Origin of the sequence: Marinococcus halophilus (assembly GCF_900166605.1) — a bacterium.
In the GTDB taxonomy this organism is placed as follows: domain Bacteria; phylum Bacillota; class Bacilli; order Bacillales; family Marinococcaceae; genus Marinococcus; species Marinococcus halophilus.
On record NZ_FVZD01000006.1, the window covers coordinates 1,657,068 to 1,676,690 of the forward strand.

22 protein-coding genes and 1 riboswitch are annotated in these 19,623 nt (G+C 48.6%); of the genes, 2 read left to right on the forward strand and 20 right to left on the reverse strand.

From position 1 onward, the window contains the following. Positions 1-9 precede the first annotated feature (9 nt). The 15 genes from B5066_RS14410 to prsW all read right to left on the reverse strand — a co-directional run bounded on the left by B5066_RS14410 (position 10) and on the right by prsW (position 13,547). A complete protein-coding gene (locus B5066_RS14410) occupies positions 10-768 on the reverse strand; it encodes a heptaprenyl diphosphate synthase component 1 (RefSeq protein ID WP_079476595.1) in 759 nt (252 codons plus the stop codon). Between the two features lie 98 nt (positions 769-866). Next, complete coding sequence (mtrB, locus tag B5066_RS14415; RefSeq protein ID WP_079476596.1) at positions 867-1,094, reverse strand: trp RNA-binding attenuation protein MtrB; 228 nt, start codon at positions 1,092-1,094, stop codon at positions 867-869. Positions 1,095-1,174: 80 nt separating this feature from the next. Then, positions 1,175-1,741: a GTP cyclohydrolase I FolE gene (gene folE, locus B5066_RS14420; RefSeq protein WP_079476597.1), complete on the reverse strand. Its 567-nt coding sequence runs from the start codon at positions 1,739-1,741 to the stop codon at positions 1,175-1,177. Between the two features lie 114 nt (positions 1,742-1,855). Next, entirely contained in the window at positions 1,856-2,890 is a 1,035-nt protein-coding gene (locus tag B5066_RS14425) for an NAD(P)H-dependent glycerol-3-phosphate dehydrogenase (RefSeq protein WP_079476598.1), read from the reverse strand. Positions 2,891-2,904: 14 nt separating this feature from the next. Beyond that, on the reverse strand, positions 2,905-3,561 hold the full coding sequence (plsY, locus tag B5066_RS14430) for a glycerol-3-phosphate 1-O-acyltransferase PlsY (protein ID WP_079476599.1): 657 nt from the start codon (positions 3,559-3,561) through the stop codon (positions 2,905-2,907). A 32-nt stretch (positions 3,562-3,593) separates the two neighbouring features. Continuing rightward, positions 3,594-4,907, reverse strand: a complete 1,314-nt coding sequence (gene der, locus B5066_RS14435) for a ribosome biogenesis GTPase Der (protein ID WP_079476600.1) — start codon at positions 4,905-4,907, stop codon at positions 3,594-3,596. A 142-nt stretch (positions 4,908-5,049) separates the two neighbouring features. Beyond that, positions 5,050-6,105 (reverse strand): type 2 isopentenyl-diphosphate Delta-isomerase, encoded by a 1,056-nt coding sequence (gene fni, locus B5066_RS14440; RefSeq protein WP_079476601.1) that lies wholly within the window; start codon positions 6,103-6,105, stop codon positions 5,050-5,052. 12 nt (positions 6,106-6,117) lie between these two features. Further along, on the reverse strand, positions 6,118-7,272 hold the full coding sequence (gene rpsA / locus B5066_RS14445; RefSeq protein WP_079476602.1) for a 30S ribosomal protein S1: 1,155 nt from the start codon (positions 7,270-7,272) through the stop codon (positions 6,118-6,120). A 63-nt stretch (positions 7,273-7,335) separates the two neighbouring features. Further along, positions 7,336-7,920 carry a lysophospholipid acyltransferase family protein gene (locus tag B5066_RS14450; RefSeq protein WP_079476603.1) on the reverse strand — a complete coding sequence of 195 codons (585 nt, stop codon included), beginning with the start codon at positions 7,918-7,920 and terminating at the stop codon, positions 7,336-7,338. Then, the gene (gene cmk / locus B5066_RS14455; protein WP_079476604.1) at positions 7,910-8,596 is read right to left on the reverse strand and encodes a (d)CMP kinase; all 687 of its coding nucleotides are present in this window, start codon (positions 8,594-8,596) and stop codon (positions 7,910-7,912) included. Before cmk ends, B5066_RS14450 begins: the two co-directional genes overlap by 11 nt. A 164-nt stretch (positions 8,597-8,760) precedes the next feature. Next, entirely contained in the window at positions 8,761-9,435 is a 675-nt protein-coding gene (locus B5066_RS14460) for a flagellar brake protein (protein ID WP_079476605.1), read from the reverse strand. Between the two features lie 47 nt (positions 9,436-9,482). Further along, complete coding sequence (locus B5066_RS14465; RefSeq protein ID WP_079476606.1) at positions 9,483-11,324, reverse strand: bifunctional homocysteine S-methyltransferase/methylenetetrahydrofolate reductase; 1,842 nt, start codon at positions 11,322-11,324, stop codon at positions 9,483-9,485. Positions 11,325-11,350: 26 nt separating this feature from the next. Continuing rightward, complete coding sequence (locus B5066_RS14470; RefSeq protein ID WP_079476607.1) at positions 11,351-12,454, reverse strand: methionine biosynthesis PLP-dependent protein; 1,104 nt, start codon at positions 12,452-12,454, stop codon at positions 11,351-11,353. Positions 12,455-12,546: 92 nt separating this feature from the next. Next, a riboswitch (SAM riboswitch) is annotated at positions 12,547-12,653 on the reverse strand. A 58-nt stretch (positions 12,654-12,711) separates the two neighbouring features. Then, positions 12,712-12,876 carry a hypothetical protein gene (locus B5066_RS16850; RefSeq protein ID WP_179124127.1) on the reverse strand — a complete coding sequence of 55 codons (165 nt, stop codon included), beginning with the start codon at positions 12,874-12,876 and terminating at the stop codon, positions 12,712-12,714. A gap of 23 nt (positions 12,877-12,899) precedes the next feature. Next, positions 12,900-13,547, reverse strand: coding sequence for a glutamic-type intramembrane protease PrsW (gene prsW / locus B5066_RS14475; RefSeq protein WP_079476608.1), 648 nt, complete (start codon positions 13,545-13,547; stop codon positions 12,900-12,902). Between the two features lie 102 nt (positions 13,548-13,649). Between prsW and B5066_RS14480 the strand changes: the two genes are divergently transcribed. Further along, a complete protein-coding gene (locus B5066_RS14480; protein ID WP_079476609.1) occupies positions 13,650-14,624 on the forward strand; it encodes an asparaginase in 975 nt (324 codons plus the stop codon). 35 nt (positions 14,625-14,659) lie between these two features. Here B5066_RS14480 and B5066_RS14485 read toward each other — a convergent pair whose 3' ends face one another. Continuing rightward, the gene (locus tag B5066_RS14485) at positions 14,660-15,646 is read right to left on the reverse strand and encodes a YpdA family putative bacillithiol disulfide reductase (RefSeq protein WP_079476610.1); all 987 of its coding nucleotides are present in this window, start codon (positions 15,644-15,646) and stop codon (positions 14,660-14,662) included. 12 nt (positions 15,647-15,658) lie between these two features. Next, the gene (locus tag B5066_RS14490) at positions 15,659-16,423 is read right to left on the reverse strand and encodes a metallophosphoesterase (protein ID WP_079476611.1); all 765 of its coding nucleotides are present in this window, start codon (positions 16,421-16,423) and stop codon (positions 15,659-15,661) included. Positions 16,424-16,552: 129 nt separating this feature from the next. On the opposite strand from B5066_RS14490, the gene B5066_RS16590 reads away from it, so the two are divergent. Beyond that, on the forward strand, positions 16,553-16,759 hold the full coding sequence (locus tag B5066_RS16590; RefSeq protein WP_143745445.1) for a hypothetical protein: 207 nt from the start codon (positions 16,553-16,555) through the stop codon (positions 16,757-16,759). On the opposite strand, the gene B5066_RS14500 is transcribed toward B5066_RS16590, so the two are convergent. The 3 genes from B5066_RS14500 to B5066_RS14510 are packed head-to-tail and all read right to left on the reverse strand — an operon-like array spanning position 16,740 to position 19,534. Continuing rightward, positions 16,740-17,024 (reverse strand): hypothetical protein, encoded by a 285-nt coding sequence (locus B5066_RS14500; protein ID WP_079476613.1) that lies wholly within the window; start codon positions 17,022-17,024, stop codon positions 16,740-16,742. The two genes, B5066_RS16590 and B5066_RS14500, sit on opposite strands and share 20 nt — an antisense overlap. Then, positions 17,017-18,507, reverse strand: a complete 1,491-nt coding sequence (locus B5066_RS14505; protein WP_158219086.1) for a RecQ family ATP-dependent DNA helicase — start codon at positions 18,505-18,507, stop codon at positions 17,017-17,019. Before B5066_RS14505 ends, B5066_RS14500 begins: the two co-directional genes overlap by 8 nt. Next, positions 18,479-19,534, reverse strand: a complete 1,056-nt coding sequence (locus B5066_RS14510; protein WP_079476615.1) for a YpbB family protein — start codon at positions 19,532-19,534, stop codon at positions 18,479-18,481. Before B5066_RS14510 ends, B5066_RS14505 begins: the two co-directional genes overlap by 29 nt. Between the last annotated feature and the right edge of the window lie 89 nt (positions 19,535-19,623).

Below are 19,623 nucleotides of genomic sequence, written 5' to 3' on the forward strand. Positions count from 1 at the left end.
AACCCCTCTTTACTCAATACCTACAGCTATCCATTCATCCATCAACGACTGCAGCGCAGTTGAAAGTTGATCGTCTTGTTTAACATGCTGATGAAAAAAGCTGTGTTCTTGATCGATTAATTGTTTTAGTATTTGCTGGGCGTTCTGTGATTGACATTCCCAGTGCTGCACCTGAACGGCACAGGCAGAAAATTCTTCACTGCGGTCAAACCACTCCCGTTCATGCATAAGCCTTTTCAAGGCGAATATAGATGAAGAAGCTACTGCCAGATGCTCTCGTCCGTAAAAACGAGTGACTGCTTCCACAATTCCTGCTTCGCCCGTTCTCAATGTTTGGAGCATATCGGCAAAATCCCGGCATTCCCCAAAATGCAGCTTCATTTTTGCCTCGTTCATGCTTCGGATTGCTGATGTAAAGATCAGAAGGATCTCCTGATGGAAGACAGTGCTTAGCAAGCGGTAGTAGAGACTGCTCATTAAATCGCCATTTAGAATCGTCAGCTGCCTTATCTTTTTGTCGTCTCCGTCATTATGGAGCTGAATTTGTTCATGAGCTTTAAACGCTGACTGTACGAGCAGCACAGCAGCGATTTGTTCCACTGCCTGCTCCTGGGAAACTTTGGTTTCCCTTAGCGCTTCCAGCAGCAGATAGATCGTTTCTTCGTGCGCTTCCGGCAGCCCGATTTTCTGCTCAATATACGAATGCTGGGTCAGGCGCTGAAACTCTTTTTTTATTTCCTCTGCACATTGTGTCCAGTAGTCGTTCATGCCGCTCCCCCCAACCCCTTAAATGCTGTTGATTTCATTTCTCGCATTCTCTGCTCTCCAATTATAGCACAGCCTCTTTATTTCCAAGAGAGAATGCTTTAATCTTCCTTGCTTCCTGCCTTCATTTCCCCGTAGCTCGTCTGTATAATCGCATTGCCGCGTACCTTAATCGCAGACGTATGCTCGGTAAACTGGGCGATGAGTACTTCTCCACCGTCCAATTTTTCCAGATGATGAAAACGGGTATCCTTGCCGCGGGTCAAACCCATGACATTGACACCATCTTCTTCTGCACGGATAACGATAAAATCATCTCCGTTCTGCATTTAAGACCCTCCCTGATTTCGGTTTGCGTTCATGGTAAAGCGCCCGCTCTCTGCAGGCGCCTGATAATTATCTGCTATTTTCAATGCTTGATAAGAGACAGAACTTCACTTCTTGCTGCCTGATCTTTTTCAAATGTTCCTCTCACCGCAGATGTCACCGTCATCGATCCCGGCTTTTTCACGCCGCGCATCGTCATGCACATATGTTCTGCTTCAAGCACCACCATCACACCGTGCGGTTCGAGCGTGGATACAATTTCGTTGGCGATCGTATAGGTGATGCGCTCCTGAAGCTGTGGACGCTTGGCGATCGTTTCTACGGTCCGTGCCAGCTTACTGAGACCTGTTACCATTCCGCCTTTAGGGATATAAGCTACGTGTGCTTTTCCAAAAAAAGGAACTAAATGATGTTCACACATCGAAAAAAATGGAATATCCTTTACCAGAACCAGTTCCTCATGGTCTTCCCCAAATACAGTTTTCAAATGCTCATCGGCTGATTCGTGCAGCCCGGCAAAAACTTCCTGATACAACCTCGCTACTCTGTCCGGAGTATCAAGCAGTCCTTCACGACCGGCATCTTCGCCTACTCCTTCGAGAATCAGCTTGACACCTTCTTTTATTTTTTCGTGATCGAAATTAGCCACCGTAAGTCCTCCAATCAACTTCTGCTGCCTTCAACTGCTGCTATTTGTCTTGAAAAATTTTAGCATAAGCCCTTTTAGAAAGCAAAAAAGGTGCCTTTGGATCTGAATGGCGCATTAATTATTATCAAGCAGCATGATGGAGTGCTCTTTTTCATTCTTCTTCCCACGCTCCATCAGGGATTTCGCCATGTTTTCCGGCGGCACGTGTTCAAACAGTACCTTGTACAGCCCTTCGGTAATCGGCATCTCTACTCCGAGTTCCCGGGACCAGTGGTACACAGCTTCAGTGGTGCGCACGCCTTCGACAACCATACCCATTTGTTCAAGCACATCTTCAAGGCTTTTACCCGACCCGATTTGATTCCCCGCACGCCAGTTCCGGCTATGTTCACTTGTACAAGTAACGATCAAATCCCCAAGGCCGGAAAGGCCGGTAAAGGTTAACGGCGAAGCCCCCAAATGAGTACCGAGGCGGGTGATTTCCGCCAGTCCTCTCGTCATTAAAGCAGCTTTTGCATTATCGCCGTACCCGAGACCTGAAGTAAGCCCAATGCCCAGAGCAATAATATTTTTCAACGCCCCGCCAAGCTCAACGCCAAGAAAATCATCATTTGTGTATACTCGAAAAGCCTGGTTCATAAACAATTCCTGTACAAGGGTCTGAACTTGTTCAGAGGTGCCGGATACCGCGACAGTGGTCGGCTGCTGCTCTGCTACTTCTTCCGCATGGCTGGGGCCTGAAAGTACTGCCATTCCTCGAAAAGAAAGATCCGCCCACTCTTCTTTCAGAATCTGTGACACTCTTAAAAACGATTCCGGTTCAATGCCTTTAGCTGCGTGGACGACAATGGTGTCCTCGTGAAGGTAGGGCATTAACTTGCGGGCGATTTTTCTGACTGCGCCGCTCGGGACCGCCAGCACAATATAAGAGGCCTTTTCGGCCGCTTCCTTCATGTCAGTGGTAGCCACGATGTTGTCGGGCAGTACGATGCCTTTTAAATAACCTTCGTTTTTGTGTGCCGTGTTGATTTCTTCAGCCAGTGCTTCCCTGCGGCACCAAAGACGTACTGTGTGCTGGTTTTGGCCTAAGACGGAAGCCAGGGCCGTCCCCCAGCTCCCAGCCCCAATAACAGCTGCCTGTTTCTTCATGTTTTTAACTCCTTTTATCCTTCCCTGCTTTTTTTATACAATGAACTTTCATTGCCGCGCAGCAGGCGGACGATATTTGTGCGGTGCTTCCATATCGACAGAAGGCCGAGGAAAACGGTTAGATACAAATAGGTCTCTGGATGGTCGTTGGTCGACTGGGTATAAAAGACGGCAACCGGAGTCAAAACAGCAAACAACAGTGACCCAAGCGACACGTAGCCAGTTATTGCAATGGCCGCAATGGCTATAATACCGACATAGATAGCCGGGAAAAAAACAAGTACACTGATGACCCCAATGGCCGTTGCTACTCCCTTACCGCCCCGGAACCCAAAATAAACCGGCCAGTTATGGCCAAGTACAGCAGCCAGTCCCCCAAGAGCGGGTGCCAGGCCATCCACCTGGCTTAATGACAAAAAGCCCGGCAGCAAAGTCGAAGCTGTCCATTGTAAAAAGAAGCCTAGCCAGACGGCCGCCATTCCCTTCAGCACATCCAAAAGAAGTACCACTACCGCCCATTTCGTTCCTAGTACCCGCCGGGTATTAGTAGCGCCGGCATTGCCGCTTCCTACAGAACGGACGTCCACCTTCTTTATCCGCTGAACAAATAGATAACTAAAACTAATTGAGCCAATTAGATAACCAATCACAACTGCAAGAACTACTCCCATTGCACTCTCCCCTTACCAAACATTTCCGGCTGCTATTCGTTTTTCTTTCTGGCTACAATCCGAAGCGGGGTGCCTTCAAACGAGAAAGCTTCGCGGCATTTGTTTTCCAAATATCTGCGATATGAAAAATGCAGAAGCTCCGGGTCGTTTACAAACAATACGATAACCGGAGGCCCGGAGGCCACTTGTGTTGCAAAATTAATACGCAGGCGTTTATTACTGTGGGTAGGTGTCGGATTCATAATCACTGCGTCCATGATCACTTCATTCAGAACGTTGGTAGGCACCCGCACGTGATGGTTTTCAGCCACCTGACGCACTACCGGCAGAAGGTTCTGCATTCTCCGCTTGGTTTTGGCAGAAAGGAAAACGATCGGTGCATAGTCCAGAAACTGGAATTCTTCCCGTATTTCTTCGGTAAACCGGTGCATTGTTTTGTCGTCTTTTTCTATTACATCCCATTTATTGACTACAATAACAATCGCCCGGCCAGAGTCATGCGCATAGCCAGCTACTTTTTTGTCCTGCTCCCGGATACCTGCTTCGCCGTCAAGCACCACTACGGCGACATCGGCCCGTTCCATGGCCCGCATCGCCCGGAGGACACTGTATTTTTCTGCTTTTTCATACACTTTTCCCCGCCGGCGCATACCCGCTGTATCAATAATGCTGTATTTTTGATCGTCTTTTTCAAACTCTGTATCCACCGCATCTCTCGTCGTACCAGGGATATCGCTCACAATTACCCGTTCTTCGCCCAGCACTGCATTCACGAGAGAGGATTTACCAACATTTGGCTGGCCAATGACAGCCATATGAATCGTGTCATCGTCCTTTTCTTCTTCTTCCTCCACAGGAAAACGTTCGAGTACTTCATCAAGCAGATCTCCGAGGCCGAGGCCATGGGAGCCTGAAATCGGAAATACTTCTCCAAGACCAAGCGAATAGAATTCGTACATCTGCTCCCGCATTTCATAATTGTCTATTTTATTCACAGCCGTGATGACTGGTTTCTTAGACCGAAGCAGAATATCTGCCACTTCTTCATCAGAAGCCGTAATACCATCCCGGCCATTCACGATAAAAATAATGACGTCTGCTTCATCAATGGCAAGCTTTGCCTGTTCCCGGATTTGCGTGAGCAGTGGTTCATCGTTTAGTTCAATGCCTCCGGTGTCAATTACGTGAAAGAAGCGGTGAAGCCATTCGCCCTCTCCGTAAAGTCTATCTCTTGTAATCCCAGGCTCGTCTTCGACGATAGCCATTCGTTCTCCGATAATGCGGTTAAATATTGTTGATTTGCCGACATTTGGCCTGCCGACAATGGCAACTGTAGGTTTTACCATCATTTTGATTCCTTTCTGTCTCTAAATCTATCTTCATTATCATAACACGAAACAGAACCGTTCCTCGCCCCCAAATTTGCATCAAGCCTTAAAACAAGGAAAGAACCAGGCACGTTTGTTGCGCCTGGTTGCTTTTCTGCCTTTATATTGAACGCCGGCTGTAGACAGTCGTGTCAATTCCGCGTTCTTTCAGCCAGTAGGCTGTCTCTCCGCGCAGGACTACCGGAGCTCTTTTCAGCTCCTCAATATTTTGTGCTCCCACCGCCGTCATCACTATTTTCAGTTCTTCCTGGGTCTGGCGAAGAAAAGCAGCGGCTCCATCCGCTCCGTGATTTTTAGCTTCCCGCAGAACCGCCCCTGCCATACCGCTTGCACTGCCTCCAAGGGCGATAATTTTTGCGATGTCCAGACCGTGCCGCACTCCGCCTGAGCCGATCACGCTTCCGGGGTGCCAAGCATGCACTGTTTCAGCAATGGCAGCTGCTGTCGGTATGCCCCATTGATCGAAAAAAGCAAATGGCTGGTTTCTCCTTTTATTTTCAATCATGGAAAAGTTAGTGCCTCCACTGCCTCCCGCATCAATGATGACCACTCCGGAACTACGCAGTTTGGCTGCTGTTTCAAAGGAGATACCAAATCCTACTTCTTTTACAATAACCGGTACAGAAAGACCTTCAGCAATACGCTTAATCCGCTCCAGGGCTCCCTGAAAATCCCTGTCTCCTTCCGGCATAACAAGTTCCTGAATAACGTTTAAATGAATCTGAAGGGCATCCGCCTGAATCATTTCTACTGCCTGCGCAGCCTGCTCCACGCTAACTTCACTTCCTGTATTGGCAAAAATAACGCCATCAGGGTTTTTTTCGCGGACGATTTTGTATGTATAGGATTCCTGTTCGTTTTTGATCGCCGATGTTTGAGACCCGACTGCCATAGCAACGCCGGTTGCTGCTGCAGCTTCTGCCAGTGACGCATTAACAGCGGCTGTTTCATCGCCGCCGCCACCTGTCATTGCATTAATAAGAATCGGCGAACTTAAGGAAAGTCCGCCGATTTCTACTGATGCATCTGTATAAAGAGAAGCTGAGTCAGGCAGACTCTGATGGACAAATTGAATGTCATCTAAACTGCTTTCGGCTGAAAAACCTGTGGATAAAGCATATTCAATGTGATCCTGTTTCCGCCTAGCCCGCGACACAAGCAAATCTCCTTACTTTTTATATTTTTTCAACTGATCGCCGACCATATCTCCGAGGGAGAAGCCAGCATGATCTTCTTCCGGTGCTTCGTATTCGCTTTGAACTTTCGAATCACTGGTCTCGGCGCTCTCAAGCTCTCTGATGCTTAACGAAATACGGTGCTCGGCAGGGTTAATATCAAGCACTTTAGCCGTTACTGCCTGACCTTCTTCAAGCACCTCTCCCGGCGTTCCGATGTGACGGTTCGCGATTTGGGAAATGTGGACAAGGCCTTCTACTCCGGGAGCCACTTCAACGAATGCGCCGAAGCTGACAAGCCGTTTTACATGACCGTCGATAACATCGCCGGCTTCAATTTGTCCTTCAATAGTTGTCCACGGTCCAGGGAGGGTATCTTTAATCGACAGAGATACTCTTTCGCTGTCCGGATCAACAGCCAAGATTTTTACTTCAATCTCATCGCCTTCGTTAACGACTTCTCCTGGTGATTCCACACGGTGATGGGCCATCTGCGAAATGTGGACAAGACCGTCGACACCGCCGACATCCACAAATGCACCAAAGTTAGTCAGGCGCTGCACTGTTCCTTTCACCGTATCTCCTACATTCAAGTTTTCAAGTACTTCTTTCTTCTTCACTTCGGCCTCCTCGTCCAGAACGGCACGCTGCGATAAAATCAGCTTGTTTTCTTCCGGATCTATTTCTGCAATTTTTAGTCTTAATGTTTTTCCCTGATAATCTGAAAAGTCTTCCACATAGTATCTTTCCACGAGCGAAGCCGGGATAAAGCCACGCACGCCTAAATCGACGACAAGCCCGCCTTTGACAATTTCAGCCACCTGGGCTTCAATGACATCGCCGGATTCATATTTTTCCTGAAGCTCGCCCCAGGATTTATCAGCAAGTGCTGCCCGGCGGGAGAGAACCAGCTCATCATCTTCCATTTTTGTCACTTTGAATTCGAGCTGATCTCCTTCCTTAAGCACATCGTCTACTTTCTCTACATGCAGGCTGGAAAGTTCACTGATCGGAATAACCGCATCAACTTTGTATCCTGCATCTGCATACGCTTGCTTTTCTTCTACTTTTGTTACTGTGGCAGTGATAATATCTCCCACGTTAAACTCTTTCATTCCTTCTAGTTCATTGTTCATTTCATCTGCCATTGACCATTGCCTCCTTCAGTGTCCTAAAATCCTGTCTATGGGGTTTTGGGGATTTCAAGGAAATTAACCGGTCTTCGCCTGCTGATGAACGGCTTTAATTTCTTCCATGATTACTTCGGTTGCTTCTTCAGCTTTCGCTTTATTCGTCCGAAGGTCCTGCATGGGTACCGGCCGGCCTATCACTACGTTCACACGCCTAAACAAACCGCAGCGGCCGCTGATGGCTACTGGAACTACTGCCGCGTCTGAACGGAGGGCGAAAAAACCGGCGCCGGTTAATCCTTTTCCTATTTCCCCGCTTTTACTCCTAGTACCCTCAGGAAAAAGACATAAAACCTGTCCCTCGTTTAAAAATTGAATTCCCTGTTTTAATGACTTTCGGTCTACCACGCCTCTGCGGACGGGAAAGGCTCCGACAAAATACATAATAAAACCGAGAACTTTTTTATTAAACAGTTCGCTTTTAGCCATAAAGTGCACTTTTCTGCGAATATGGGTGGCGAGCAGAGGCGGATCAAAGTTGCTAATGTGATTCGAACAAAGCAGGACGGGACCTTCCTTTGGGATATTTTCTCTTCCGGTGACCCGGACCCGCATAAGAATAACCGCAAGGAAGTAGGCAGAATACTTTACGATATTATACATCATGTGACTGATTCACCTTCTCCTCCGCGAGCGCCGTGATTTTACTGATAACCTCGGGTACAGTCAGCACCGTTGTATCAATTTCCACAGCATCCGCTGCTTTTTTTAACGGTGAATGCTCTCTGGCTTTATCAAGCTCATCCCGGTGAATGATTGCTTCATAAATTTCTTCGTAATCTGCCGGTTTTCCGCGCTCCTGCATCTCCTTGTACCTGCGCAGTGCACGTTCCTGTACAGAGGCGATTAAAAATATTTTCAATTCCGCATCCGGAAGGATAGTCGTGCCGATGTCCCGTCCGTCAAGTACCGCGCTTTTTTCTGCTGCAAGCCGCCGCTGCTTAACAGCCATTTCTTCGCGTACTCCAAGATGAGCCGCAGTTAGAGAGACCACGCTGTCAACTTCGCTCGTGCGAATAGCCTCCGATACGTTTTCCTCGTCCAAGTAAACTTCACTTACCTTCGGATTACCGACGAGACGGATGCTTGTGCTTTTTAACAGCTCCGTCATTTTTTCGCCGTCATCAAGCGGCGTGCCCGTCCGCAGCGCCTTTAATGAGAGCGCCCGGTACATCGCCCCTGTATCGATGTATGTATAATCAAGCTGTACGGCACATCCTTTCGATACAGTGCTCTTTCCAGCACCGGCCGGCCCGTCGATTGCAATATTGATTTTCCTCATCCTCCTGCACCCCGCCCATTAGATTGTTGAACATGTAGCCTTTGCCCATCATTTTCAAAACTAACATATTTCGCACGGTTTGCATATATTGTTCCGCCTGAACTTTTTATTTTCTCCTATTCAAAAGAGACAGTAAAAAGACCGCTTCTGCGGCCTTTAGTTTCTTAACTCCTTACTCGTTTTTCCTGATTCGCTGCTGCACGCTGCCGCTCAAAGCAGTACCTGATCACTGCCTGGCGCTCTTTTTCAGTAATCTCCAAAAACTCCATGCTTGCCCGCTTTGGCCTCCGCTCTTCTTTTTCAAGTACTCTTCTTACTGCAGCGGAACACTGCAAATATTGCATTGAGCCATCTTCCATCGGGAAAGCCAGCGTGATTTGTACGTGCTCCTCTTCCATCAGTTTTGCTTTTGGCGGCACAATGAGCATGCATCCACCACCGCTCACATTTACCGTCACAGTTGTAAACGGCCGGGAAGATCCGTGGACAGCTGCATTAACGCTCGTGTCGACACGTACATAGTTTCTGCGCTGGACACGCTGCCATTCTTTTTTTTCTGGACGTTTAATGATTAATGCCGGTATTTGCCCCTTTAGCCGGGAAAGGACCGTTGAACGGAATGAATAAACAGCACTGTCTTCTCCAACATACCAAACATGCACTGCTCTGCCTGCCTGAAAAGAAATGCTTTTCCCGGTTTCCTGGTCCGCGGGCAAAGCAATTGTAAACGTATTTTCATCTGCATCAAGCAGCTGGGATTTGTATTGAACCTTATTGTCATGCGGTTCCTTTGTATTTATGTTTTCATGCAAATGCCAAACGCTTCCAATTTCGTACAATAGCTAAAACCCCTTTTATATTATATGTCGGACGAAAGGAAAAACTGTTAAATTTCTGTAACGCCAGCTTCCGTCTGCTCCCGCACATACCTTGTCAGTTCAGCCGTAATTTCATAGCGCAGAAACGGCGTAATTAAATAAATACCGTTAAAGTACCGGAGTGTTTCATCAATCAGTTCTTTCGCAATAGCGATTCCTTCCCGTTTGGCTGCTTCAGCATCATTCCCGCAGGCTGCCATTCGCTTTCGCGTATCGTCTGTTAACTGAATGCCCGGCACTTCATTGTGAAGAAACTCTGCATTTCCAGCGCTCACTAGAGGCATTATTCCGATAAATACAGGAGCTTCGAGTTCCTTGACCGCTTCGTGAATTGTTTTAATCCGGTTAACATCATAAACGGGCTGACTCATAAAGTAATGCGCCCCCGCATTCACTTTTTTCTCCAGCCGTTTCACGGCTTTATCAATATGAAGCACGTTCGGATTAAACGCTCCCCCAATGGAGAAATTTGTTTTTTCTCCAAGCGACTTTCCGGAAAACAGACGCCCTTCGTTCATTTCCCGGATGAGGGAAATGAGTGAAACAGAGTTGGCGTCATATACAGACTTTGCTCCTGGAAAATCCCCCACCTTGGAAGGATCTCCGGTAATGGCAAGCAGATCCCGCACACCAATGGTATGAAGTCCCAGCAGATGGGACTGCAAACCGATCAGGTTCCGGTCCCGGCAGGCAATATGCAGGAGCGGCCGGGCAGAGCTCTGCTGCTTAAGCATCGCCCCCATCGCCAGGTTGTCGATCCGGGGGGAGGCGAGGGAGTTGTCGGCAAGTGTCACTGCGTCCGCCCCAGCGTCGTGAAGCGCCTGGGAGCCGCGCATAAATTTCCCCGTTTTCAGCTTCTTCGGCGGGTCCAGCTCTACAATAACCGTATTTTCATTTTTTACTTTTTCATGGAGAGGGACAAACTGTTCCTTTTCAGCTGGGGGCTCAGCTGCTGGGGGCTCCACCTTCACTGGAGGCTTAGTTTTTTCCGGCACGTCGTGTTTCACTGCTTCCGCTATCATGCGCACGTGTTCGGGGGTTGTGCCGCAGCAGCCGCCTATCAAACGTACGCCTTGTTCTTTAAAGCGGAATGCCTGTTTATAAAAGTACTCGGGATTGGACTGGTAGACATACCGGCCATCGTACCAGTTTGGCAGACTGGCGTTAGGGTAGGCGGAATAATACGCCTTTCCGGTCAATTCTGCCTGCTCAAGGGATTTCAATATATGATACGGGCCCATACGGCAGTTGAGACCGACCACTGAAGCGCCGGCGTCCTCGAGCCGGCTGAAAGCTTCACTGATCTGCACCCCGCCGTGCATAACGCCAACGTCTCCAAGCGCCACCTGGGCGATAACCGGGATTTCTGCATCCTTACTCTGGATGTAGCGGACAACCTGCAGAAGCTCTGGCAGGTCATAGAACGTTTCAAGCAGCAGGCCGTCCACCGGCTCCGCCAAAAAGACATCCACTTGCTCCTGCAGCGCATTTCTCAAATATTCATCCGAATATTCACTTACCTGGACGCCTTTAATGCCTCCAACTGTAGCAAATACATACGCTGTTTCACCTGCTGCTTTTCTTGCAAGCTGCACGCCGGCACGGTTAATATCCAACACTTTATCTTCAAGCTCATAGCCTTCAAGCTTCACCCGGTTGGCAGCGTAAGTATTCGTTTGAAGGATATCTGCCCCGGCCTCTGCATATTCCCGGTGAGCGCGCTCCACAGTATCTGGACTGGTCAGGTTCATGGCTTCAAACGAACCCTTATAGCCTTTCTGATAAAGATACGTCCCCATTGCCCCGTCGCCGATCAAAATTGAGGAACTGAGTTTTTTGAGTACGTTCATAGCTTTGCCCCTCTCCTGGTTGTTAGTTACAGCGCCCTTAGCGCCTGCTCGAGATCCTCAATTAAATCGTCTTTATCTTCGATGCCGATGCTGAAACGAAGCAGCCGGTTATCTACGCCGTTGTTAACCCTTACTGCCTCTGGCATGTCGGCATGTGTCTGCGTGGCCGGATACGTGATAAAGCTTTCAACTCCGCCCAGGCTTTCTGCGAAAGTAATGATTTTTATATTTCGCAAAAACGAGTCCACCCACTCTTCGTTTTCGAGACGGAAGGAAAGCATGCCTCCCCGTCCGGAGTAAAGCACATCCGTTATCTTTTCATGGCGGCTGAGATACTCTGCGATCGCCTTCCCGTTTTCTGTATGCTGCTTCATGCGGAGCTTTAAGGTTTTCATACCGCGCATGAGCAGCCAGGAATCAAACGGGCTTAAAATTGTCCCCATGCCGTTCTGAAGCGCACCAATTTTTTCGGAGAGCTCGTCCACGTTGGATACAATCAGGCCGGCAATCAGATCATTATGCCCTCCTAAATATTTCGAGGCCGAGTGTACTACAATGTCAGCGCCTTCTTCGATTGGGCGCTGAAGTACCGGGGTATAAAACGTATTGTCTACAATAAGCCAGGCCCCGTGCTTTTTCGCGAGCAGTGACAGTTCCTTCAGATCCGCTTCCTGCATCAGCGGGTTCGTCGGTGTCTCAATAAACAGCGCCTTCGTTTTCCCGGTAATCAGCTGTTCGAATGCTTCAAGATCCCTCGGGTCACCGTATGTAACCGTCACGCCCCAGCGCCGCCATCCTTCTTCAAACAGACGGTACGTACCGCCGTAAATATCGCTTGTTGCAATCACTTCATCACCGGTTTCAAAGATCGCAAACAGCGTCTGAATAGCAGCCATCCCCGAGCTGAGAGCAAACCCCTGTTTACCTCCTTCGAGCGCGGCGATACCATTTTCGAGAAGATCTCTCGTCGGGTTCGCCGTCCGGGAATAGTCGTATCCCGTGGACTCTCCAATACCTGTATGTTTATACGCTGTGGAAAAATAAACAGGAGGGTTTATTGCACCGGTCCGCGGGTCGGAATTATTCCCCAGTTGTGCAAGGATGGTTTCTATCTGCAGTTGCTTTGACATGTCACAGCCCTCATTTCTCTAAAATTAATGCATTAAATGTACGAAAAGGCCTTCTTCCGTAGACAGAAGAAGACCTTGGCATGCAATACTTCTTCTCATCTCGCAAGCACAGCTTGCAGGAGTTAGCACCTGACCGCATCTTTTGCAGCTGGTTGCTGAGACTTCCAAGGGCCGATCCCTCCATCTCTCTTGATAAGAAACGTTATATGATTACTTTCCAAAGTACATGAAACGAATCGATATTGCAAGTCACCATTTTACTCCGGCGCAATATCAATATGCAGCTGGCTTTCATTGCCGCAGACACAGCGGCGAAAACCCGTTTCCATTTCCCCGTTGGTGTTCTTTCTGCCACGTAGAATATACTTTTCGCCGCATTTCGGGCAGCGGATAACAACGCGGTAGCGGCGGTCTTCTGACATAGTAGCTTCGTCCTTTCGAGTTGTTATTTCGCATTGGCTTTATTAGCCTTTGACAACGCAAACCACCATAAAAATAGCATGAACGGTATGAGATAATACAGAATATTGGCTAAAGAAGCACTTAATATATAATCATACAGCCCGTGAAAGATAAGCGGAATGGCAAGGGCAAGAAAAAAAGAGAATAACCTCCTGCCATGGCGAGAGGCGCGCTTAGCCGATACCGCATAATATCCCATGATCACCCCGAGGAGCGCATGAACCGTTACAGGCAGAAGAGCTCTTGTAACCGCTGTTTCAATGCCGTTTGCAATTAAGTACAAAATATTTTCGAGCGAAGCAAATCCAAGCGACAGGGAAAGTCCGTATATAACGCCATCATAAGTATTTTTAATCGGAGCAAAACGCAGCACAAATGTATATAAAAGGAAAAATTTAATTCCTTCCTCCAATACAGCGGCCTGAGTGTACTGGGCCGCGAAAAGCGGCATGCCTACTCCTTCTGTTTCGAGCGCGTGCTCGATTACAAGCACTGGAAACACGATCAGCACCCCGATGACAAACGCCCGGATGACCGGCAGCCTCCGCTCCACGTCCGCCCGGCGTTTTAATGTAAAATATAGCAGTAAAGCGACAGCCGGCGCCAGGGCCGCCATAATCAGTGCGATCACCTTTCGTTCTCACCCTCTCTTGTTAAACGTATCGTATCATGCTATGTTCAGATTCGTAAAAGAATAATGACAGTCCAGCAGAGCCGACGAGGAGGAATTGAAATGAAAAAAATACTAGTTATCCATACAGGCGGCACGATCGCCATGACCCAGACAGAAGAAAGCGGCGTCGAGCCAGGGCTTCATAATCCGTTAAGCCAATGGAGCCGCATTGCTAATCAAATTGCTGAAATTGTGACGAGCGATTTTCTACATCTCCCTTCCCCTCACATTACTCCGGAGCATATGCTTTCTTTGCACGAACATATGCTTGAAAAGCTGTCCGAAGATATATATGACGGGGTCGTCATTACTCACGGCACCGATACGCTTGAAGAAACCGCCTACGCACTTGATCTTTTTCATGACAAAGAGCTGCCGGTTGTCGTGACAGGCGCCATGCGTTCGAGTAATGAAATCAGCGCCGACGGTCCGCAAAACTTTCTAGCAGCGGTCCGTACTGCTGCAAGCGATAAAGCCCGCGGCATCGGCGTCCTCGTCGTTTTAAACGAAGAGATCCATTCTGCAAAAAACGTTACAAAAACCCATTCGTCCAACATCGCCACATTTCAGAGTCCGCAATACGGTCCGCTCGGCTTTGTAACGAACAATGAAATATTTATCCATCACTACCCGGCAAGCCGGGAGCATTTTTCACCGGTCCATCTGAACAAGAAGGTGCTCCTCTTAAAAATGGCAGCCGGCATGGATGCAGCTTTACTTTCCCCACTGCTCTACCAGCCTCTTGACGGAATCATTATCGAAGCGTTCGGCCAGGGGAACATTCCTCCAACTGTCGTGCCGCTGCTGGAGGATTCAATAGCCAAACAAGTTCCTGTAGTCCTGGTCTCCCGCTGCCATAGCGGTGTGGTCCAGGCTACCTACAGCTATGAAGGGGGAGGCTATCAGCTGAAGCGAAAGGGCGTTATTTTCACGAACGGTCTTAACGGCCAGAAAGCGCGTCTTAAGCTGCTCGCTGCTCTAGATGACCAACGGTCACTCGAGGAAATACGCGACTGCTTTGAGCATGTCGAATAAGGCGGATTAATTCATACTAAAAAGCCACTGGTTTGTTAAAACAAAGTGGCTTTTTTTCGTGCTATATCCTCCGCTATTTGTTCACCGTGAAAACGGCCGTTTTCAATAAATATTTCATTTGCTTCATCTCCGGCGGCAATAACACCGGCAATATAAATGTTTTCCCGGTTTGTTTCCATCGTTTCTTCGTCAAAGGAGGGACGGCCCGACTGTTCGTCAACAGCAATGCCAAGCTGGCGGAAAAAGGCCCGGGACGGGTGGTAGCCGGTCATGGCAAAAACAAAATCTGCCGCAACGGACCGCTCCCGTTCCTCCTGCTTGTATATAACCCGGTCCGGCTCAATGCGCACGACATCTGCTTCAAATTCCATACGGGCCGCACCACGCCGGACCATTGCCTGAAAATCCGGGAGAATCCATGGCTTGATGCTTTTGGAATATTCAGAGCCGCGGTAAAGCACTGTAACCTGAGCATTCACCTGCTCGAGGGCAAGAGCGGCATCCACAGCCGAATTTCTCCCGCCGATAATAACGACCTGCTGATTAAAATGGGGATGAGCTTCTTCAAAGTAGTGCTTTACGTGCGGCAAATTTTCCCCCGGCACGTTCATAGGATTAGGGTTATCGTAGTAGCCGGTGGCTATAATCACGTGCGAAGCTTCCCACTCCCGGGTCCTGCCCTGAAGTGTTTCGGTTTGCACCAGATAGCCGCTGCCCGTTTCCTGGATCTTTTGTACTTCCTCATAGTTATATATACGCAGTTTTTCCGCTTCCGCTACTTTCCGGTAATACACCAGAGCTTCCTGGCGCCGTGGCTTTCGGTCTACCACTGGAAAAGGGTGCCCGCCGATTTCAAGTTTATCTGCAGAGCTGAAAAACGTCTGGTGGACAGGATATTCATAAATGCTGTGCACAATATTTTTCTTTTCAATTATTGCCGCATCAATGCCACGGCGCTTTAAAGCGATAGCTGCCGACAGGCCGCAGGGGCCGCCCCCGATAATAATTACTTCCTCTTTCATATTCATACTCCCTTATTCGCTATAAGAATGACCGTTTGTCAGTACAAACAGGTGCGTTTCCGCCGGGGCGCCATGGCGCAGCGGTATGGTAGTCGTACCGTAGCCGTTGCTGATAAACAGATTCTGATGTTTTTCGCGGTACCAGCCGCCCTTTAATTTTGGGCCCCACCCGAACAGCCGGATCTGGCCCCCGTGGGTATGGCCGGTAAGCATGTAGGCCGCCCGTTTCGGGAAGGGCCCGTACCGGTAATATGCTTCTGGGTTGTGGGCGATAAGCAGATCCGCCTCCGGCACGTGCGCTGGATAATGGTAGGATTCATAAAAGCGTTCCTCCCCAAAGGAAGCAATCGCAAAAGCAGTTCCCTTTAACGTATACACATTTTTTTCAAGAATACTGATTCTTTCCTGCTCCAGTAGCGGCCTCAGCCATCCGCGGCCCACCTGCAGGTCATGATTTCCCCACACAAACACAACCGGTGCATAACTGCGGAGCATACGAAGGTTTTGCCTGATCCGCTCCGCAGACACGCCAATTTCAGCCAAGTCCCCGCCGATTATAATCAGATCCGGAGTCAAGCCGAGCTTCCGGAACAACGCTGGCGACACCCGCCGCCGGTGGATGTCGGTAATAAAGAAAATGGTAAAGCCCTGCACTTCTGCCGGAAGATTTTCATATTCAAGCTCATGGGTTCTTACTTTATTCTGCCATGTCTCCTGCAGGACCCTGCCGGCATACAGCACAGAAAAAAGAAGAGGAGCCAGCAGCCATTTTTTCATGATGGAACCCCTCTTTTCTTTTATAAAATTTGAACGTTTCCGGACAATTTAAAAACGAGTATACGCACACCGCTTATCTCCGCTATACTTATGTAAGGAAAAAATTGACCGGAAAGAAGGTATCAAACAATGGATCTTATTGTCTTTTTAGCAGGAGCCGCTTTATTTGGAGGAGGCTTTTTTTTGCTTTTATATTTCTTATTTAGAAAAAAACCACTTACCTGGCCATTTATATTAATGATTTTAGGTGTAATTGCCTGCTTTGCCGGTCTCCTCCTATCTTCACCACTGACAGAAACTTCCACGGCGTTCCCTGCTACTGAAACATACTTATAATGAACGGCGAGGCGAGGGCTGTAATTACGATAAATATGAACGCAGCCAACAGCGTATGAGGAAGGGTGAGCATTGGCGGTTCTTCCTCCTCCGGTTCTTCTTTCCTGCCCGCATAGCGTGAACGTCTTGAAGCTGCTTCCTGCCCGGCTTCACTCGAAGGTTCTTCGCCCGTACTACTCCGGCGGCGTCCGAGTCGGCTTCGCTCTGTTTCCGGCTGTTCTGCATTTGAACCAGCATTTCGCCTCTCCATACGTGTTTTATTCATGCTCCCTCTCCTTTCCGAAAAACAGCTCCTGCAGTCGCATTTCCCACGGAGCTGTTACTTTTTCTTTTTCATTTCCCGGCTGCTTACGAACAGGAATAGTACTCCCGCATATATCGCAGCATGGGTCGGGGCGTTTCATTAATGCTTCCCCAAAAACCTGCAACAATAAACGTCTCCGGCAGGTATTGCTGTTTTCTAACCATTGTACCATAACCTTCAGCTTTTTTTCCTTTTCAAACCGCCGCTGCTGCACCTTTTCTTCCAGGTCTTCAAGAAGTTCACTTTTTCGTTTTCGGGGATGTTTCTCAAGGTAAAATGCGAGAAAACGGGCAGCGGTCTCTGTCCATCCCAGCTTATTGATCAAGTCGGCAGTTGTTTCTTCCTGCCGGCTGCTGGCTGCCGTCTCCCAGGCAGCGTCAAGCTCATCCACGGGGGGAAGCTCGGATTCCATCAGCATCTGTGGAATAATAATATCCTCCTCCAGGTACAGTACTGTGGCCCATGCCTGCCTTCCGTCCCTTCCCGCTCTTCCGATTTCCTGAATGTAGGATTCTGCATCTTTTGGGAAATGATAATGAAGCACAAATTCAACATCAGCTTTATTTAATCCCATGCCAAAGGAGTTTGTACATACTACTACATCCAGATCGCCGTGTAAGAACTGCTGCTGAATCATCAGCCTTGCCTCATTATCAAGTCCTCCGTGGTAAGCCTCCACCTGGTGGGCGCTTTCTTCTTGGAGCAGCTTTTTCAATTCTTCACATTTTTTCCGGCTGGTAACATACACCAGACCGGGGCCCGGGGCATTCTGGATGATACGGACCAATTCTTTCTTTTTTTCCCGCTCGCTGGTGCATCTTTGAACAAACAGAGCGATGTTCACCCGGTCCACGGAATGAATATACTCTGCCGGTTCCTCCATCCGCAGCTGCTTTTTAATGTCGAGCTGTACTTCCGGTGTTGCAGTGGCAGTGAAAGCAGCCATACAAGGATTGCCGACAGCTTCCCGCACCGGCCCGATTTTTAGATAATCTGTCCGGAACTCATGGCCCCACTGCGAAATACAATGGGCCTCATCCACCACCATCATTACCACATTTACCTCCTTCAAGCGTTCAACAATAAACGGCAGCGAGAGCGCTTCCGGTGAAATATACAAAAGCTTTAATGACGACAGCCGGCGGAGCACCCGGGATTTTTCCTCCGGACTCATAAAGCTGTTATAGGCGGCGGCTGCTTTAATGTGTTTTGCCCGCAGCTCCTGAAGCTGGTTGTCCATCAATGACAGCAGCGGGGAAACAATAAGCGTCAACCCATTTTTCATTAAAGCGGGCAGTTGAAAACAGATGGACTTGCCGCTTCCTGTGGGCAGGACAGCCAGAGTATCTGTGCCTTCAAGCAGCTTATCCACGATCGGTTCCTGATACGCACGGAGGGAGGAAAAGCCAAAGTATTTATTCAATGCTTCTGTTTTTTTGTCCACTCTTCTGTCCTCCTTTTGCCAGCGCAAGCCGGATTGCAAAGTATGTCGTATCGGCATCGAGCTGTTCTTTCAGCGTTTTCAGCTTAAACGTATCAAGAGATGCAGCCGCCTGGCGTATTGCTTCCTGCTGTTTTGGAGGCACCAGCTGGTCAATGGAAAATTCTTTTATTTCGCCGGCAATTTCCACAAAATGATCTTCAATGGTGCTTACCTTTAGCCCTCGGGAACGGGCCACCGCTTCGAGGGTGAAGCCCTTGTTTATGAAATCCAGTGTTTTTTGGGCTGTGACGGTAAGCTCTGGCGTGCCACCAGTATCAAGACATTCATGAAGCACCGTTTCCGGCTGATTTTCCGCATTTTTTATTAACGTGTGGATGCTTCCCTGAAGCAGGTAGTCAACTTCCTCCTGTTCCCTGTGCTGCAGGCGTGAAATCTGCTCAGTCGTTTTCCCGAGAATTTCTGCACCTGTGAGCTTGTATACAAAAATAAAGGCCTGCAGCTCTGTCATGTCACGCAGACAGTCCGCCATTTCCTCATACAGTTTTTTCATGGCAGTATATTTTCCTTCTCCCCACGACGAAAGTTTCTGTTTTACCCATTGCTGAGACGCATGGTCCTGAATGATTGGAACAAATTGTTTTTTTCGCTGATACAAATGCGACAACGTTTGAATTAAAAGTGCAATCCTTTTCCAAAACTGATGGCCGGTATCCCGGTAGGCCCACCCGTCAAAGCCTGCTTCCTCCACCAACTTTTCCCACGGGCGCATAGAAGCAGAAATGGATTCAGCCGGAACGCCCCCAGGTTCGATCCAGCCGCGGTGGTACAAGGAAGCAGTGATGCGTTCAAATTGCAGCTTATCGAGCTTGGGAAGAGCCCCAAATAGATCCTTTGACTGAAACCACTTCGCGTCTGTGATCGTCTGCGAAGAGCGCTTTCCGGACAAAAGATGATAAGCTGATGCGTCCGTACGTTCTCCGCGGAGCCTTTTTAATGCTATCAGGATCATTGCCTCTTGAAACAGCAATACACCTCTTCCTTTCTATTCGTTCATCAAAATGCCACAAATTAGGCTGTGTGCCGCTTTTCGTTTCTGTTGAAAAGTTTATCATGAAG

Bases quoted from the DNA above. Each gene is read 5' to 3' on its own strand.
- B5066_RS14410 (WP_079476595.1), bottom strand. From the start codon at position 768: ATGAACGACTACTGGACACAATGTGCAGAGGAAATAAAAAAAGAGTTT.
- mtrB (WP_079476596.1), bottom strand. From the start codon at position 1,094: ATGCAGAACGGAGATGATTTTATCGTTATCCGTGCAGAAGAAGATGGT.
- B5066_RS14425 (WP_079476598.1), bottom strand. From the start codon at position 2,890: ATGAAGAAACAGGCAGCTGTTATTGGGGCTGGGAGCTGGGGGACGGCC.
- plsY (WP_079476599.1), bottom strand. From the start codon at position 3,561: ATGGGAGTAGTTCTTGCAGTTGTGATTGGTTATCTAATTGGCTCAATT.
- der (WP_079476600.1), bottom strand. From the start codon at position 4,907: ATGGTAAAACCTACAGTTGCCATTGTCGGCAGGCCAAATGTCGGCAAA.
- rpsA (WP_079476602.1), bottom strand. From the start codon at position 7,272: ATGGCAGATGAAATGAACAATGAACTAGAAGGAATGAAAGAGTTTAAC.
- B5066_RS14450 (WP_079476603.1), bottom strand. From the start codon at position 7,920: ATGATGTATAATATCGTAAAGTATTCTGCCTACTTCCTTGCGGTTATT.
- cmk (WP_079476604.1), bottom strand. From the start codon at position 8,596: ATGAGGAAAATCAATATTGCAATCGACGGGCCGGCCGGTGCTGGAAAG.
- B5066_RS14465 (WP_079476606.1), bottom strand. From the start codon at position 11,324: ATGAACGTACTCAAAAAACTCAGTTCCTCAATTTTGATCGGCGACGGG.
- B5066_RS14470 (WP_079476607.1), bottom strand. From the start codon at position 12,454: ATGTCAAAGCAACTGCAGATAGAAACCATCCTTGCACAACTGGGGAAT.
- B5066_RS16850 (WP_179124127.1), bottom strand. From the start codon at position 12,876: ATGTCAGAAGACCGCCGCTACCGCGTTGTTATCCGCTGCCCGAAATGC.
- B5066_RS14480 (WP_079476609.1), top strand. From the start codon at position 13,650: ATGAAAAAAATACTAGTTATCCATACAGGCGGCACGATCGCCATGACC.
- B5066_RS14485 (WP_079476610.1), bottom strand. From the start codon at position 15,646: ATGAAAGAGGAAGTAATTATTATCGGGGGCGGCCCCTGCGGCCTGTCG.
- B5066_RS14490 (WP_079476611.1), bottom strand. From the start codon at position 16,423: ATGAAAAAATGGCTGCTGGCTCCTCTTCTTTTTTCTGTGCTGTATGCC.
- B5066_RS16590 (WP_143745445.1), top strand. From the start codon at position 16,553: ATGGATCTTATTGTCTTTTTAGCAGGAGCCGCTTTATTTGGAGGAGGC.
- B5066_RS14500 (WP_079476613.1), bottom strand. From the start codon at position 17,024: ATGAATAAAACACGTATGGAGAGGCGAAATGCTGGTTCAAATGCAGAA.